The sequence below is a fragment of the Paenibacillus sp. J22P51 genome, from assembly GCF_059692215.1.
On sequence record NZ_JCAUAZ010000010.1, the window covers coordinates 59,716 to 76,387 of the forward strand.

The window sequence follows — 16,672 nt, forward strand, 5'->3', positions numbered from 1 at the left end:
GTAGTGATTGCATTTTAACATACTCCATGCTATATTTCTATTGTTCGATAATAATCGAACAAACGAATTAAATGCATTGAACGTATGTCATTTTGTAACCCTATAGAAAAATATGGAGTGGAGGAACAATCATGACGATTTCCAATACAAATCAAGAGACTCATTCTATCGAGGCGTTGTTCAAGCCTTTTACACTAGGAAATCTTAGCTTAACGAATCGAGTCGTGATGGCGCCGATGACGCGAAGCTTCTCACCGGGAGGCGTGCCTGGAGCGGATGTGGCGGATTATTACCGTCGTCGTGCGGAGAATGGCGTTGGCCTTATCATTACAGAAGGTACACTGATCAATCATCCTGCGGCAACCAACGATCCGCGAATCCCTAACTTCCATGGGGAAGCGGCGCTGGAGGGCTGGAAACGTGTTGCTGATGCTGTGCACGAAGCGGGAGGACGTATCATGCCTCAGCTCTGGCATATCGGGATGACTCGCCCGAATGGTTCACTTCCGCATCCGGAAGCACCATCGATTGGACCATCAGGCCGTAATTTAGCTGGTGAACAAGTGAATGAGTCGATGACACAGGCGGAAATCGAGCAAGTCGTGCAAGCTTATGCACAAGCAGCTGCTGATGCGAAACGGATTGGTTTCGACGGCATCGAGCTCCATGGCGCCCATGGCTACCTAATCGATCAATTCCTATGGGAGAAAACGAATCAACGCACGGATAAGTACGGTGGCAGTCTACTGGCTCGCACGCGGTTTGCCGTCGAAATCATCGAGGCTTGCCGCCGCGCGGTTGGCCCCGACTTTCCGATTATGATTCGGTTGTCACAGTGGAAATCCAGCGAATATACGGCCAAACTCGCCGCCACGCCAGAGCTGCTCGGACAAATGCTGGCGCCGCTCGTCGAAGCAGGCGTTGATATATTCCACTGCTCGACTCGGAGGTTCTGGGAACCAGAGTTCGAAGGATCTAACCTCAATTTCGCAGGCTGGGTGAAGCAGTTAACGGGTAAACCTACGATCACGGTTGGGTCGGTCGGTTTAGATGATGAATTCTTGGGTTCCTTCAGAGGGAAAAGCGCAGGCACGGCTGACATCAATGAGTTGCTTGTTCGCCTAGAGCAGAATGAGTTCGATCTCGTTGCGATTGGACGCGCGCTGTTGGTTGACCCTGCTTGGGCTGACAAGGTTCGGGGCGGTCGGTTCAATGAATTACTGCCGTTTTCACCTGACGCGCTGAAACGTTTGTACTGATTCGGATCTATGTATACAGAGAAAGAGATGACATTGCTGTCATCTCTTTTTGCATCTACTTAGTAATTCGTACGCGCAAACGTCGCATCACTCTTCACGGTTGCTGTGCTTGAAGCGTTGATGACCTCCACGCGCAGCACATAGTTGTAATGGCGGATGTAGTAGGTAGGTGCGCTGTAGGATTGGAACGAGACTTTGCTGCTGTCTGCCCAACCAGCAACGAGGTTGAAAGTAGCATCTTGATTAAAGGCAGTCGTGCCGTCAAATTGAGCAAGGACGATCTGATTACTGGCGTTTTTCCGGATGAAATAGCCCGGGAAATTAATGGACTCCAGTGAAACGCTAGACGCATTAGCTAAACCTGGCACCACACGGAACTGAGAATCCAGAGCAGGTGTAACGTTAGGATCGATTCGAAGCGTGTAGTTAGAGTGACGTATGAAATAAGTTGGGAAATTGTGAGAAGCAAATTTGCTGTAGCCTGTGGCATCGGCCGTCGATGGTCCGAAGAGACGAACCTCGTATAAGGTTGGCGTATACCAATTGCTCGGATTGTTGAACAAGACAGCATTCACGAGGTTAATCCGTACATACCGCGCCGTGAAATGTACCTTATCGGTCGTAAAGCCATAGGCGGTATTCGTTGTGCGATCAATCGTGGCGTAGTTCACGCCGTCGTTACTGATCTCGATTTTATACTTGTGATAGCCTTCCGAGCCTTTGTATAAAAACCAGGAGATATCGACCTCCGTAACCGTCTTCGGTGCTCCGAAATCGACCTGCCACCATGCTGGCCATGTGCTGCTGGAAGCGGCCCATGAGCTTTGGGCATTGCCATCCAGCGCATTGGCCGCGGAAGAACTGGCTGCTGTTGAGCTTGCCGTTGCTGTTTTGCCCGTAGCGTGATTGACGTGAGTTGGCAGTGTGACGGTGCCGGTTACGGCGTCAATATTCCAAGAGCTGTACCAGTTCAACGTGGCTGAGGCGCTCGTATCATTCAATGTCAGCGGCAGCCAAATGTATTTATGGTCACTCAAGTTCAGCGGGTTCCAACGGTCAGCCATATAAATGTAGCTGGTCGTCGAGCTGCCGGAGACCGTCATAATGTTTTCGATTTGCGTGGCGTAAGCCGCAGGGTCTCCAAACGGCGAAAGCGCAGACCAAGTGCCCGTCATGGATGAAGCCGTCGCATAAGCCCCTTGATTTGGATACCAGCCAGAGGCCTGTGAGGTGAACAGGTAGTAGGTATTGTTCTTTTTCACGACAGCAGGTGCTTCCCGATAGCCGTTCTCGAAAATCCAGCCGACGAAGGAAGACACGTTTGTATAGCTGGCGTTGAGCTGGAAGATAGCCATTGTGTCGTTGGCGCCGCCGTTTTTGCGAGAAGCGGTCACAAGGTAGGCTGAACCGTTGGTGTCAGCGAACACCGTCATATCACGGGATTCATAGTTAAGCGGGCGGAAGCTGCCTTGGTAGGTAAAGTTTCCGTTTGGTGTAGAGCTCGTAGCAACGGCCACTCGGCCTAAGCTATAATCGGTGCCATTTTCATAATGGGCCCATAAGACATACATGCCAGTTGAGGCATTGTAAATGACTTTCGGACGCTCGATTTTACTGGAGTTTAGCTCGGTCGCTGAATTTTTTGTGAGGATAGCATTGCTGAAGGTCCAATTCTTGAGATCCGTAGAGGTATACACGTTTACACTATCAAACGTTCCGCTCACCGCATGCTCGCCGTACCAGTAATACGTCGATCCCACCTTTAAAATATTACCGCTTCGCGCTTGAATCTCGTTGCCCGCCGTATCGGTCCAGGCCGTGCCATTCGTTATCGTGACACTTGCAGCGCTTGCTTGATGCGGGACAAGGGCAAGAAACAAGGCAGCCAACAGTGCATACATCAGTGCGGTGAGCGTCCGTCTTGTGTAGATATTCATTCGTTAATTTCCTCCTTCAATGTTTGGGATGACCGTTCTCAATATTTCTTGAGGGCTGGTCTCTACTTTATCGTACGCACTTATGTAAGCGGTTACAACTGAACGAAAGTGATATTCATGAACAATGTTGCGGAGCAGGGAGTGAATTTTTCATAGGTACCTATAAATAACTGATTTGTTGTCATCCTTCCCAGCCATGAATAACTCAATAGTCAACTAAACCATCCCTCGCCGCCAGGAATACTCAATAGTCATCCTCCCCAGCCCTCAGCCGCGATAACTGGAAAAACTACATCTATTTTTATAGTTTCCATAGGTTTATATCAAATAACTGGAAAATATGAAGTTAATATCAGCCAATCTCTCACTTTTCGCCGCATCAGACAGAATTAGCTGTATAATTTCCATCTAGTCCCAATTTATGGAGCGCTTCACCCGAATTAACTGTAGATTTTCCATCTAACTAGGGGAAGAGGGGCAGGGAGCAGGCTCGGTACGCTGTTACACCTATGGATAGCCATGCTCACAGACAAGATACTTCTCAGATTCAGGCCAGGCAACGCTTCTGAAATTCTCAGAACAATACTGCTGCCCAATACGCACGCCGGCTCCCTCCAAATAATCCCCTGAAAACAGATATATTCCAAGACCTTTTGGAAATCTATCTAGTTCTTTGGTTTCCTGCACAAATTTCCAAGTCTTTACAATAAAATAGCAAATTTCGCAATTATCCTATGGTAGAATAAGGTGGTTCTTAGATAGCTTGTCTGTCCGATAAGCTGCTGCTTATGTAGAAAGGTTTTGACTCAGCAAATAGGCTAAGGAGGAATTGTAATGAGTAGGCTCAAAGGATGGAAATCAAGATTATGGAAGACAACATTGGCGTTGACTGTAGCAATACCGTTCCAAGTGCTGGCAACAAGCAGCTGGCAGGCGGTGATGGCGGAGGGACCAACAGATCCAGCGCCGTTCATCGAAGCCAAAGTTGTGAATGGAAATGCAGGAAAGAAAGTACTCTTCGATAACACACACGAACAGACGGCAGGAGCAGCAGATTGGGTCATTGATGGGGCCTTTTCGGATTTCGGCAACGCGTTAGCGAATAATGGTTATTATGTAAAAGAACTGCGCAAAACGACGCCAATTACGTTGGCCGATTTGAGCGGTTATGATGTTTTTGTGGTAGCGGAGTCCAATGTTCCGTACAAAACAAGTGAGCAAGCAGCACTTTCCCAATATGTGCAGGGTGGCGGCAGTATTTTCTTCATCGGCGATCACTACAATGCCGACCGTAACAAAAACCGCTGGGATGGCTCCGAGGTTTTCAATGGATATCGTCGAGGTGCCTGGACGAATCCAGCAGCAGGGATGAGTGCGGAAGAGGCGGCCTCCTCAGCTATGCAGGATGTAGCAAGCTCGGATTGGCTGGCGACGCAGTTTGGTCTGCGTTTTCGATATAACGCATTAGGTGATATTAATGCGAATAACATCGTTGCGCCTGCGCAAGCTTTTGGCATCACGACAGGTGTCTCCAGTGTAGCGATGCATGCCGGATCCACGCTGGCTATTATCGATCCAACGAAAGCGAAGGGCATTGTGTACTTACCGCAAACGAATGAAGCTTGGGCGAGTGCAGTAGATCAAGGTGTCTACAACGGAGGCGGAGTGGCAGAAGGACCTTACGCAGCTGTTGCAAAAGCAGGCGCAGGGAAGGCTGCCTTCATCGGGGACTCCTCGCCGGTAGAAGATGCGACGCCGAAATACGTACGTGAAGATACAGGCGCGAAGAAGACGACGTATGATGGTTTTAAAGAAGTGGATGACGGAACGCTGCTTGTGAACATGGTGAACTGGCTTTCTACCAAAGAAAGCTATATCAGCTTCTCCGAAGTAAGCGGCTTGCAGCTTGATCAGCCGACAGCTTTGCTGCCTTTTGAAGCTCCAGCGGCATCGACGGAACCACAGCCAGAGCCTTGGGCGGCGCCAAACGCGGGCTACAAATGGTACGACCGCAGCACGTTCAAAGCCGGCTCGTATGGCGGACCTGCAGCTACAACGAATACGACTTACAGCTTCGTGAAACAAGCGGTATTGCCGAATGCTGTGGACTTCCCGATCAGAGTCGTTGTGGATAACTTGCCACCTTCGACTACGGTTACGGGGTTCAGCCTTGGGATCTATCTGGTCAGTGGCGGCTCGCAAATCGCCAAGGTGCAGAATGCAGACGGCACTTGGCCGACAGCTTATGCGTATAGCTCCACATTTAGTGTAACTGCAGATATCAATGGTCACGCGACGAAGGATTTGAATGTACGTGTTGTTCCAGGAACGACGGCTCCAGCGAATCTGCGTTTGCGTCTCAACGGTTCAAATATCAAAACCGAAAGTGTCACACTAGGAAATGTGCCTGCCGAAAACTTGCCGGAAGAGCAGAATCCGATTCCAGCCAAAATCGCCGTCTCCGAAGCACGTGCGAAAGCAGCAGGTACGTTGGTCACGGTTGAGGGTGTTGTTACGACGGAGCCGGGGGCTTTTGGCGGACAGGCTTTCTACTTACAAGATGCGACTGGCGGCTTGTATGTGTTCCAAAGCTTGAGTGGCTTCCACAAAGGCGATACAGTAAAAGTGACGGCGTCTACCGCACTTTTCAACACGGAGTTTGAGCTAACAGATCCAGTTGAAATCACCAAAACCGGTGTCGCTGAGCTCCCAACCCCAACCCCAGTATCCGCTGTGACTGTGGACAATCAAGGGCAGCTGCTCACACTTAGCGATGTGACGATCAGCAATATCATTACGGCGTCACCAACGGGTTCTTTTGAATTCGACGCTGTCAAAGACGCCGTAAGCAACCACATTCGTGTCGATACACGAACAGGTTTATCTTTAAGCACCTTCCCATACACAGCCGGGCAAAAGGTGACGATTCAAGGTGTTGGCGCTATTTTCAAAGGTGTCTATCAATTGAAGCCAAGGGGCTTGAGCGACTTCAGCATGACGGCTGATACCGCAGCACCTGTAACTACAGCTGCTTTATCGAGTTCTCCGAATGGAGCGGGTTGGATCAAGGATGACGTAACCGTTACGTTAACTGCAGTAGATGATCAAGCGGGTGCAGTAGTCACCCAATATGCCATTAACGGTGGAGCTTCAGCTGCCTACACAGCGCCAGTGGCTATCGGGAGCGAGGGCACAACAACGTTGAGCTATTCCTCTACGGATGCTGCGGGCAATGTGGAAACAGCGCAATCCCTGCAAGTGAAGCTGGATAAAACAGCGCCAGCAGCTACCCTAACCGAGTCGGGGCATGCGGTAACGGATGTGACGAACACGACGTCGTTGAGATTCGATTTGGTTAGCAGTGATGCACTTTCGGGTGTTGCGGAGCAAACCTTGACCTTGGACGGCAATGCGATTACAAGCGGTCAGACAATTGCCGCAGGTAGTCTGGCAGTAGGTCCACACACAGTGGTATACCTCGTAGTGGATGCAGCAGGTAACGCGACAAGTGCATCGCAGATATTTAACGTGGTTAAGCCATTATCCCTTGGCGCGCCTGGTCAGCCTGTTTTATCCTCCAATAACGGCTATTCTGGTCTAAAAGATGGCAACTACACGGTCACTATGAACATGTGGTGGGGAAATAATGGTACGATTTTCAAACTTTACGAAAACGGCGTTCTTATCAGCACGAAAACACTAGCAGATGCCTCCCCAGCGGCTCAAATCGCCAAAATGGATGTATCTGGTAAACCTAACGGCACCTACACCTACACAAGCGAACTTATTAATTTCTTCGGAACGACAGCTAGTCAGCCCCTCGTTGTAACCATCACAGATGCATCCCCAGGTAAGCCAGTCTTATCGCAGGATAATTGGGATGGAGATGGCACCTATCAAGTGAGCACGAATATGTGGTGGGGGACAAATGCAACAGGATACCGCCTCTTCGAGAACGGAGTGCTTATTGATAGCAAAAGCCTGCAAGCAGCTTCTCCTAGCGCACAGTCTGCAGTATCAGCCATTGCCGGTCGCGGCATTGGAGCTTATCAATATCGCGTGGAGCTATTCAACGCCGCAGGCGTGACAGCCAGCGATGTGTTGACAGTGACGGTTACGAAGTAACCGCGTAGAAGTGCAGCCCCTCAGGTCGTAGACCTGGGGGGTTGTTTGAATTCTGCGGCGGGGATAGTCTGCGTATGCGAACACGCATGCTGGAGGGGGAATACGAGCGAAACGGGAGCGCGAACCCAAGCCCAAGCCCAAGCCCAAGCCCAAGCCCAAGCCCAAGCCCAAGCCCACCCTCACCCGAAACCTAGGTCCCCCTCGCGAAAGGGAACTACAGGGCGGAATTACCTGAAATAGGAACTCCTTGAGTTCTTATTTCAGGTAGAAGCGGCACTTTTCGCCAGATAAGACCATGGCGAGTTCTTATTGGCTGTAATTTGGTGTTATTTCGCGGAATTACCTGAAATAGGAACTCCTTGAGTTCTTATTTCAGGTAGAAGCGGTACTTTTCGACAGATAAGACCATGGCGAGTTCTTATCTGGGTTTTTATGCTGTGTTTGAAGCCGAAATCGCACAAATAGCGCCCCACAGTTCCCTTACTTGTCCCCGCAAGCCTTACAATTTGCAGCTTCTCCCTTCACGCAGAACCATCTAGACAAAACCCTATCCCAGTGGTAGGTTAAATGAATTACTCAGGAAAGTTTGTGATCTCTTATGTCTATTGCTTCACAATCCAAAGAAATAGCGAGCGGCAACCGATTATGGATGGTGCTAGTGCTCGGTCTACTCGCATCCTTCGGGCCGCTTTCTCTAGATATGTATCTACCTGCGCTGCCCGTCATTGCGGATGATCTTCATACGACAACTTCGCTCGCACAAATGAGTCTAACCGCCTGCATGCTCGGTCTCTCGCTAGGCCAGCTCGTTGCTGGATCGGTGAGTGATGTGCGTGGGAGATGCTTGCCTCTATTAGTAGGACTCTTGATTTACGGCGCTGCTTCCGCACTTTGTATGATTGCTCCGTCCATCTGGGTATTCCTCGTCCTGCGCTTCGTGCAAGGGATGGCGGGAGCCGCAGGAATCGTGATTTCCCGAGCTATCGTTCGTGATATGTATGAAGGCGTGGCGTTGACGAAGTTTTTTGCGCTGCTGATGCTCGTGAATGGTTCGGCTCCTATTCTTGCTCCGATTATCGGGGGCCAGCTGCTGCAATTCACCTCATGGCGCGGTGTGTTCCTGGTGCTCAGCTTGATCGGTGTCGTAATGCTCATTATTGTTGTCCTTGGGCTAAAAGAAACCCATCCACCTGAACGCCGTACCAAAGGTGGGCTCACGAACACGCTGCGTATATTCCGCGGCCTGCTCACAGACCGTTTGTTCATGGGCTATGCGTTAACGCAGGGGCTCGTTTTTGCCGGTATGTTCGCTTATATTTCGGGGTCGCCGTTTGTTTTGCAGGATATTTTTGATGTTTCCCCACAAATGTTCAGTGTCATCTTCGCCGTGAATGGCGCAGGCGTGATCCTTGCTGGTCAAATAACGGGAAGACTAGCTGGCAAAGTAAGCAATCACCGTCTGCTAGCTGGAGGCTTAGCAGTAGCAGTTCTAGGAGGACTGCTGCTGCTCGTAGCAACGCTTAGCGGGGTAGGGCTCTATCTGATTTTGCCGGCATTTTTCCTCATCGTGTCCTGCATAGGTCCAGTTTCCGTATCAACCTCATCTCTGGCTCTGCAAAATCAAGGCAAAACAGCCGGCAGCGCCGCAGCCCTGCTAGGCTTAATGACCTTCGTCATCGGTGGCTTAGTAGCGCCGCTTGTTGGTCTTGGCGGTAGCCAGACAGCTATACCATTAGGTATCATCATAGCAGTTATGGAGCTTGGCGCCGTGCTTTGCTTCGTTCTCTTAACGCGAGAAAAAGCGTGAATCGGATCACTTTATTTTCAAAAATTCAAAGATTTTTCACAATTACCGTTTATACTGAAGAAGAATCGACCAATTATTGAAAAAGGTGGGTAACTCGCATGAAGCGCATTCATAAAACGTGGCTTATCGGCACACTAGCAGCTGGATTATTGATCAGTGGCGGCTTCGTACTTCAGCATAATCAAGCATTTGCTAACGACACAGACACGACGACACCTGCACCTAAGAAGTTTCAGGATAAACATAGATTTGAGAAGCATCCAGCGCCACCAAGGGGCGGTTTTGATTTCGGTAAGGGCGGCATCGGTGGAGCGCTGGATTTTGCATCCATCCTTGGCATCGATAAGAGCGTCCTTAAAGCGGAAATTGATGCGGGTAAAACCCTCGTTCAAATCGCGCAGGAGAAAGCCAATCTCAGTGAAGAAGCGCTGCTTGCCAAACTCACAGAGGCGGAAACGAAGAAAATCGATTCAGCACTTAGCGCGGGTAAAATCAAACAAGAGCAAGCGGATAAGCTGAAATCAGGTCTCGCCGATCGCTTGAAAAAAATCGTAGAAGCTAAGCCTCATGCAATGAACTTTGATAAAAAGCCTATGCCTCGCGGCGGCAATATGCCTAACATGCCTATGCCTGGCGGTGTATGGGGTGCTCCGCACGAAATCGCTGCGATTCTCGGCATCACCGAGGAAGAGCTGGCGGAAGCGCGTAAAGCAGGAAAGTCCCTTGCTGAGATCGCTGAAGCTAAAGGCATCACCGAAGATCAGCTAATCGCTAAGCTCAAAGACAGCATGACGGATAAGCTGAAAAGCTTCGTTGAACGCAAAGGCGGCGAACGCCCTGTGCCACAACCTCGTGGCGACGGCGGTTCGTTCAAAGGTAAGCCCGGCCGTGGCGGGGAGCACAGATCAGCTCCATCCGCTCCGCCGACGACGCCTTCAGCTACGTAATACATTGCTGGATTAGTAATTAAGCCAATATAGGAATAGCAAAAGGTTGCCACATTCGATAACATCGAGCGAGGCAACCTTTTTTGGTGACGAGTGGTGGAGCTGGAGGGAAGCAGCTAGGGAATGTAGAAGTTTTTCGCAAGCATATCGTGGTACACAGAATAGTTACGGAGGAGGATGAAATCGGATGGAGGAGCTCATCGGTCATTGTCGCATATGTGAGAAACCCATTTATTGTAAAATGGGATTTCTGGATGGCATCGTGCAGGAGGACAAGTCTTTATTATGCTTTGATTGCTCGGAGGAAGGACTTGAGGAAGCATTAGTTGTGGAACCGAGAGAGTGAAAGGCAACTTAATCCCACCACCTACCTCCCCCTCATCATTAGATGGAAAAAGTACATCAATATCCTAGTATTTTCGCCGAAATGAGCACTTAACTGGAAAAAGTACATCTAATAACCTCCGTTTTGCTCAAAAGAGTAGAATGCAGAGAAATTAACTACATAAAACCCAGTTAACGGGCTCAATAGCTGAAAATCGCCGAAAATAGCTGCATAAAATCCAGCTATTTTTCGCGAGGATCGTTTGCGCCGCCTCGATGTGGCAGGATCTGTGCCCGCGACCGGTGGCCAACGCCGCGGCGATCACGCCTCAGCGGCTGAAACCCGCGGCCGTCGCGGTGCCGCCGGCAACACCCCTAGCGCCGCGTCAATCAGCCGCGGCTAATACAGAACCCGCCACAAGTAAAACGTGGCGTAAGCTTCCCAGCCCTGCCAGCCCTCCGCAAGCTGGCGGATCTCTTCAAGCGAGGGCTTCGCTTCGAGCCCGAGCACATGCTTCAGCGCGTTATGCAGGCCGACGTCTGCCAACGGGAACGCGGCGGGGTTGCGCAGACAGCGCATCAGCACATAGTTGGCCGTCCAGGGGCCGATGCCGCGAATGCGCAGCAGGTCCTTTTCCATGGCCTGGAAATCGCTCATTCCAAGCAGCCCGGCTTTGGATAATGATCCTTCCGCCATGAGATTGGCAACGCCAATGAGGTATTCCGCTTTTTTACCCGTGAATTGTAAAGCGGTTAGATCCTCGGTCGTGAGCGCAGCGATCCGCTCCGGCGTTGGGAACGCCCAATACGTTCGATCCTCCCAATCTAGCGATGTACCGAAGGTTTCGACTAGACGCCTTTTGAGCGTATAGGCAAAAGCCAAATTAATCTGCTGCCCCATAATCCCCCAGCTCATCGCCTCAAACAAATCTGGAATCCCCATCAGGCGCAGCCCCCGGAACTCTTCCGTCACTTGACGCAGAATCGGATCCTCCATCTCATAAAAAGGCCTCAGATCCGTCGCCAAATCAAACCACTCCCACACATAGCGAGCGATATTTTCGCGGACCACAGAGGTTAGACTAGATCCACTATAGTGGATAATTCGGATGTGAAGTTCCACATCATCCTCACTGTGGACAGCAATAAGCGCTAGGTTATCCCCAATAGGCAGCAGCTTATAAATGCTGGAGTTATCCACAGCGAATAGGCACTCATTGGTGGAGCGACTTAAATATCCAATATTTTGCTCATATCGAAAAGGTTGCGGTAGAGCCAGCGTGAGCGTGCTCGTTTGTTCGTGCCATTTTAGGCTGGACGGGGTAAAAACTTGCAGATGTGGCATCGTCATTCTCCTTATCAATAGGAAGTTGTTACATGCATTATCGCCGAGAGTGGCTTTTGTAATCTTGCTTTCTCATCTCCCAATACTTACAACCGCAGGCCTGTTTGGGTATACTGAGCTTATAAAAGGTACACAAGGAAAGGGGCACTCGGTATGCAGGAGCGGTTTTGGCAAGCGATCGTTACAAATGATGCGGCGTATGATGGGACGTTTTATTATGCGGTGGCGACGACAGGGATTTTCTGCCGGCCTTCCTGTAAATCCAGGCTTCCGAAGCGGGAGCATGTACGTATTTTTCATCACAGCCACGCAGCCATTGCGGAAAGCTTTCGTCCTTGCAAAAGGTGTCGCCCTGACGGCATCAGGCTTCCCGATGAGGAATGGATCGAGCAAATGAAGGCGCATATCGAAGAACATTTCGCTGAGCCGCTGTCGTTAGCGACGCTTGCGGAGCATTTTTATGCGAGTACGTATCATCTGCAAAGGACTTTTAAACGAATAGCAGGCGTGACGCCGCTTATGTATATGCAACAGGCCCGTCTGGAGGCGGCTAAAAAGCTTTTGATCACCTCGGATACAGCCGTAAATGTGATCGGAGCGCAGGTGGGGATGGCGAATGCTGCTCATTTTGCTACGTTGTTCCAGAAGAAAACTGGGCTTACGCCCACAGAATTCCGTCAAAAGTTCGTTCATTAACCATAACCGACAGGGGATCGCTGATGCAACTTGTTGTTGGGGTATCGGAACTGAGCTGTGCGGTGGCAGACGGGATTGCGAGAGAGGAGTGGTTAGGCGTGAATACTGTGAGTAAGAAGAATGAGACGGAAGTCATTTACTGGGCAATGGTACGTTTAGAGGGAAGTGACTTTATGATGGCAGCGACTGAGCAAGGGCTTGGTTATTTGCAGTTTCAGGAGGGGCAAGCGGCTGAGGGTGTTGATGATGAGGCATGGCTGCAATTCAGCAAATGGGTCAATAAGAGCGGGCCGCAGGCTAACTTGATAAAAGATAGAGAAGCCCTGAAGCCATATATTCAGCAGTTGGAGGAGTATCTGAAAGGGGAACGGAGTGCGTTCTCGCTTCAAGTAGATTTACGCGGGACGGATTTCCAACAGGGGGTGTGGGCCGCTTTGAACGATATTTCACATGGTGAAACGATGAGTTATTCACAGGTAGCCCAGTCACTAGGGAGATCAAGTGCTGTGCGAGCTGTTGGGACCGCCATTGGCGCAAACCCGGTGCTTATTGTTGTGCCTTGCCACCGAGTTGTGGGGAAGGACGGGGCGCTGACTGGCTATCGCGGTGGACTGGCGAATAAGGAGAAGCTGTTGCGGTTGGAGCGGGAAGGGAAATAAAGAAGCGGCGGAACTAACTGGAAAACCTCCATCTATTTTCGTCTGAATTCACTCTTAATGAAAAATAACTGGATTTCCTGTAGCTAATTTTTCACATTATCGAATAAGTAGCCAAAAACAATGAAATTAACTACAGATTTTCCATCTAATTGTAGCTAGAAGGCGAAATGGGGAAGATTAACTGTAGTTTTTCCAGTTAGTGCTCGGGATGCTGCTTGGAAACACGTGTTGATGGGATGAGCATATTGAAGGGACAGTGGGAATGAGGCAACAGTGGAAGTTGAGGGGGAAGCAAGGGTGGTAAAGTAGCATGGTGGTGAGGAGATAGTTGCGATAAGTGAGAAGTAAGTAGATTGTAAGTAGAATGTAAGTAAAGATAGTAAGTAAAGATAGTGTAAGTAGCAATAGTGAGTGTTAAGTAATGAGTAACAGTATCGGTGAGCACTGACACAGGCAAGTAATTCGAAACAGGCAAAGGAGGTACATCCATGATCGATGTGCAGCGAAAGCAATCGAAGCAGCTATTGACGAAAGCGAGCGGCTTTCTCGAAGGCTACACGCACACACTCAACCCGTACACGGGCTGCGCCTTCGCCTGCTCCTATTGCTACGTGCGGCAAATGCCGGTGGCCTTATTCCGCAGCGAACCGTGGGGCACCTGGGTTGACGTGAAAGAGAACGCGTCTGCGCTACTCGCCAAGGAACTGGCGCGGGCCAAAAGCAAAGGGCCCGTCACGATCTTCTTCTCCTCGGCGACGGACCCGTATCAGCCGATCGAGTACAAGGAGCGGCTCACCCGCTCGCTCCTTGAGGTGATGTCCGTGCAGCAGCCGGACTTCTTGTTCGTGCAAACCCGCAGCCCGCTCGTGACGCGGGATGCGGACCTGCTTCAGCTGCTCGGCGAGCGCGTGCGAGTCAGCATGACGGTAGAGACGGACCGCGAGGACATCCGTCGCGCGTTCACCCCGGCCGCGCCACCGATCGCGGCGCGGCTAGAAGCACTCCGCGAGCTCGCCGCTCGCGGGATCCCGGTGCAGGCCACGATAGCGCCAGCGCTGCCAAGCTCGGAGGGCTTCGCCGAGCTGCTGGCGGGCATCGTGGATCGGGTGTGCATCGACGACTATTTCATGGGCGATGGTGGTGGAGGCAAGCGCACGGAACGTATCGGCGTGCGTGCCATTTATGACGCGCTGGAGCTGTCCGACTGGTACAGTCGGGATGCGTATCGGCGCGTGCACGAACAGCTCCTGCGGCATTTTCCGCAGGAGCGTGTATTTGTCTCTCAGGAGGGATTCCTCCCCTGATTATATCTCGCTGTTTTGAACGTTGTTCCCATCTCATTCACCGTTACTCTCACTGGTAACGCACGCTTTTACTCATTACACTTCTAGCTTACACTTGCAGCTCCGTCTGATCACGCAACCTCATCTTAAACTCCTTCGGCGAGCATTGGTTATATCGCTTGAACAGCTTGTAGAATTGAGCCATATTCTGAATGCCGGCTTCATAGCTGATTTCCATAATGCTGAGATCCCCTGTGAGCAGGAGGCGCTCGGCTTTTTTGATACGTTTGTAATTCACATAATCAATAAAGGATAGTCCCATCACTTTTTTAAAATACTTAATAAAGTAATGATAGCTCAAATTCAGAATGCGGCACACATCTTCGACCGTAATTCGTTCTGTCAAATGCTCGTCAATATAATTAAGCGCTGGCCGCAGGCGTGAGATACCGGAGTCCTCGGTCAGCCCTGCAAGATCACGTTTATCATTGCGCAGTAGAAGAAGCAGGAGGTTCTTAATGGCAGCAACAATGGCTAGCTCATAGCCGATTTGGCGAGATTGTGACTCCTCATAAATTTGCCGAATGAGCTGGAATGCGCTTGCTCTCACGGTCGCATTCGAACGAAAGAGCGCATTAAAAGGCTCAAGCGAGTGCGTCAGCTCCGAAAATAAATGCAAATAAGCGAGTGTACTCAGATCAAAATGCTGCGTTAGATCAATTTGAAATACAATTTGATGCAGGTGCTCTTCCGAGTATTTATGTGTGCGATGAGGCTGTGAGGAGCCGAGCAGCATGACATCCCCTGCCTCCATGATTGTATAGGCATCCTTGGTTTGGATGGCGAGTTGACCCTGGGTCACCACCAGAAACTCAACCTGCTTATGCCAATGCCATGTCCAAGGGTCGGGTAAGTCGTATTGGGGGTAGTCATGTTTGATTTCCCATATTTTTAAGAAAAGAAGCGGGTTCTGGTACACGACCTCTTCATTTCTGATTTCAGTTAAGTTTGTAGGACTAAGAGTAGGGTTCATAGGTAAGAATACCTCACTAGGACGAGACATTTTTGAATAGGCGAATCGTTAAGGATTATAAGAGTTAATCCCCTTAAGTATAACATTGCAGGGCAGTAGATGACACTATTGAATAAGAAGTCGGCACAATTCTGCCTTTCCTTGACGCTTGGGAAAACCTATACTCAGAAGTAAGAATGAATACGCTATCTTGGAGGGCATGTAAAATGAGTAAACCATTAAATGTAACCGTTTGGAATGAATTTCGTCATGAAAAAGAAAGTGAAATCGTCCGCGCTGCCTACCCGCAAGGTATCCACACGGCAATTGGTGAGGGCTTGAGCGGTTCTGTCCAAGTCACATATGCAACACTAGACGATCCCGAGCATGGTTTGTCCGAAGAAGTTTTGAACAATACGGATGTCCTGATTTGGTGGGGACACAAAGCACATGATGAGGTACAAGACGAAATCGTAGCTCGTGTTCAAAAGCGTGTTTGGCAAGGCATGGGCTTAATCGTCCTTCACTCCGGACACTTCTCTAAAGTGTTCAAAAGTCTCATGGGCACATCCTGTGATCTCAAATGGCGCGAAGCTGACGAGAAAGAACGTCTGTGGGTCGTTGCTCCAGGTCATCCAATTGTGGAAGGCATTGGCGAGTACATTGATCTTGAAGCAGAGGAGATGTACGGTGAGCATTTTGATATCCCACAACCGGATGAGCTCATCATGGTTTCTTGGTTCGAAGGCGGCGAAGTATTCCGCAGCGGTTGTACATTCCACCGTGGGAACGGGAAGATTTTCTACTTCCGCCCAGGTCACGAAACGTACCGCACGTACTACAATGATCAAATCCGCCGCGTGATCAGCAATGCGGTTCAGTGGGCTGCACCATCGACGCGTGAGTATCCCAAATATGGCAACCACAAGCCATTGGAAGAGATTAAAGCGAAGGTACGAGCTTAATATATCTAAGTTACTGAGCATGCTTCCCAACTATGGGGGCATGCTTTTCTAATGCTCAGCCCACCAAACCTGTCCAACCATACTCCCCCATAAGCTTGCTTCATTGGACAAATACAATGTAATCTCCTTTCGAAGGCTGATATCTGACATTTTATTGGATTTATACATTCGAGAGGACATAATTGGGGCGAAAAAGCGCGATTTTGGCGCGTTTGAGTGGATTTGTCCAATCAAATCGCTATTTGAGCTACTTGTACGAGCGATAAATTGGATTTATCCAATGGAGGGTATATGTTTAGCTTGTTTGGGATAT

Annotated in this window: 12 protein-coding genes; 9 read left to right on the forward strand and 3 right to left on the reverse strand. The window is 50.0% G+C overall.

The genetic code is table 11. The annotated features are described in order from the left end of the window. The first annotated feature begins 131 nt into the window (after positions 1-131). Positions 132-1,259: an NADH:flavin oxidoreductase gene (locus tag AC58QC_RS20540; RefSeq protein ID WP_497416938.1), complete on the forward strand. Its 1,128-nt coding sequence runs from the start codon at positions 132-134 to the stop codon at positions 1,257-1,259. A 59-nt stretch (positions 1,260-1,318) separates the two neighbouring features. Here the strand turns inward: AC58QC_RS20540 and AC58QC_RS20545 are convergent, their stop codons facing one another. Continuing rightward, positions 1,319-3,160, reverse strand: coding sequence for an AbfB domain-containing protein (locus tag AC58QC_RS20545; RefSeq protein ID WP_497417070.1), 1,842 nt, complete (start codon positions 3,158-3,160; stop codon positions 1,319-1,321). 870 nt (positions 3,161-4,030) lie between these two features. Between AC58QC_RS20545 and AC58QC_RS20550 the strand changes: the two genes are divergently transcribed. The 4 genes from AC58QC_RS20550 to AC58QC_RS20565 all read left to right on the forward strand — a co-directional run bounded on the left by AC58QC_RS20550 (position 4,031) and on the right by AC58QC_RS20565 (position 10,421). After that, positions 4,031-7,321 carry an OmpL47-type beta-barrel domain-containing protein gene (locus AC58QC_RS20550; RefSeq protein WP_497416939.1) on the forward strand — a complete coding sequence of 1,097 codons (3,291 nt, stop codon included), beginning with the start codon at positions 4,031-4,033 and terminating at the stop codon, positions 7,319-7,321. Positions 7,322-7,919: 598 nt separating this feature from the next. Then, the gene (locus AC58QC_RS20555) at positions 7,920-9,128 is read left to right on the forward strand and encodes a multidrug effflux MFS transporter (RefSeq protein ID WP_497416940.1); all 1,209 of its coding nucleotides are present in this window, start codon (positions 7,920-7,922) and stop codon (positions 9,126-9,128) included. Between the two features lie 98 nt (positions 9,129-9,226). After that, positions 9,227-10,075, forward strand: a complete 849-nt coding sequence (locus tag AC58QC_RS20560; RefSeq protein ID WP_497416941.1) for a hypothetical protein — start codon at positions 9,227-9,229, stop codon at positions 10,073-10,075. A 187-nt stretch (positions 10,076-10,262) separates the two neighbouring features. Then, entirely contained in the window at positions 10,263-10,421 is a 159-nt protein-coding gene (locus AC58QC_RS20565) for a hypothetical protein (protein ID WP_497416942.1), read from the forward strand. Positions 10,422-10,799: 378 nt separating this feature from the next. Here the strand turns inward: AC58QC_RS20565 and AC58QC_RS20570 are convergent, their stop codons facing one another. Beyond that, a complete protein-coding gene (locus AC58QC_RS20570; RefSeq protein WP_497416943.1) occupies positions 10,800-11,744 on the reverse strand; it encodes a DNA-3-methyladenine glycosylase family protein in 945 nt (314 codons plus the stop codon). 153 nt (positions 11,745-11,897) lie between these two features. On the opposite strand from AC58QC_RS20570, the gene AC58QC_RS20575 reads away from it, so the two are divergent. From AC58QC_RS20575 to AC58QC_RS20585, 3 genes are all read left to right on the forward strand, one after another. After that, complete coding sequence (locus tag AC58QC_RS20575) at positions 11,898-12,440, forward strand: bifunctional transcriptional activator/DNA repair enzyme AdaA (protein WP_497416944.1); 543 nt, start codon at positions 11,898-11,900, stop codon at positions 12,438-12,440. Between the two features lie 23 nt (positions 12,441-12,463). Then, the gene (locus tag AC58QC_RS20580) at positions 12,464-13,099 is read left to right on the forward strand and encodes a methylated-DNA--[protein]-cysteine S-methyltransferase (protein ID WP_497416945.1); all 636 of its coding nucleotides are present in this window, start codon (positions 12,464-12,466) and stop codon (positions 13,097-13,099) included. A gap of 488 nt (positions 13,100-13,587) precedes the next feature. Further along, complete coding sequence (locus tag AC58QC_RS20585) at positions 13,588-14,403, forward strand: SPL family radical SAM protein (RefSeq protein WP_497416946.1); 816 nt, start codon at positions 13,588-13,590, stop codon at positions 14,401-14,403. Between the two features lie 88 nt (positions 14,404-14,491). Here the strand turns inward: AC58QC_RS20585 and AC58QC_RS20590 are convergent, their stop codons facing one another. Next, positions 14,492-15,415 (reverse strand): helix-turn-helix domain-containing protein, encoded by a 924-nt coding sequence (locus tag AC58QC_RS20590; RefSeq protein ID WP_497416947.1) that lies wholly within the window; start codon positions 15,413-15,415, stop codon positions 14,492-14,494. Positions 15,416-15,621: 206 nt separating this feature from the next. Between AC58QC_RS20590 and AC58QC_RS20595 the strand changes: the two genes are divergently transcribed. Beyond that, positions 15,622-16,359 carry a ThuA domain-containing protein gene (locus AC58QC_RS20595; protein ID WP_497416948.1) on the forward strand — a complete coding sequence of 246 codons (738 nt, stop codon included), beginning with the start codon at positions 15,622-15,624 and terminating at the stop codon, positions 16,357-16,359. The last annotated feature ends 313 nt before the right edge of the window (positions 16,360-16,672 follow it).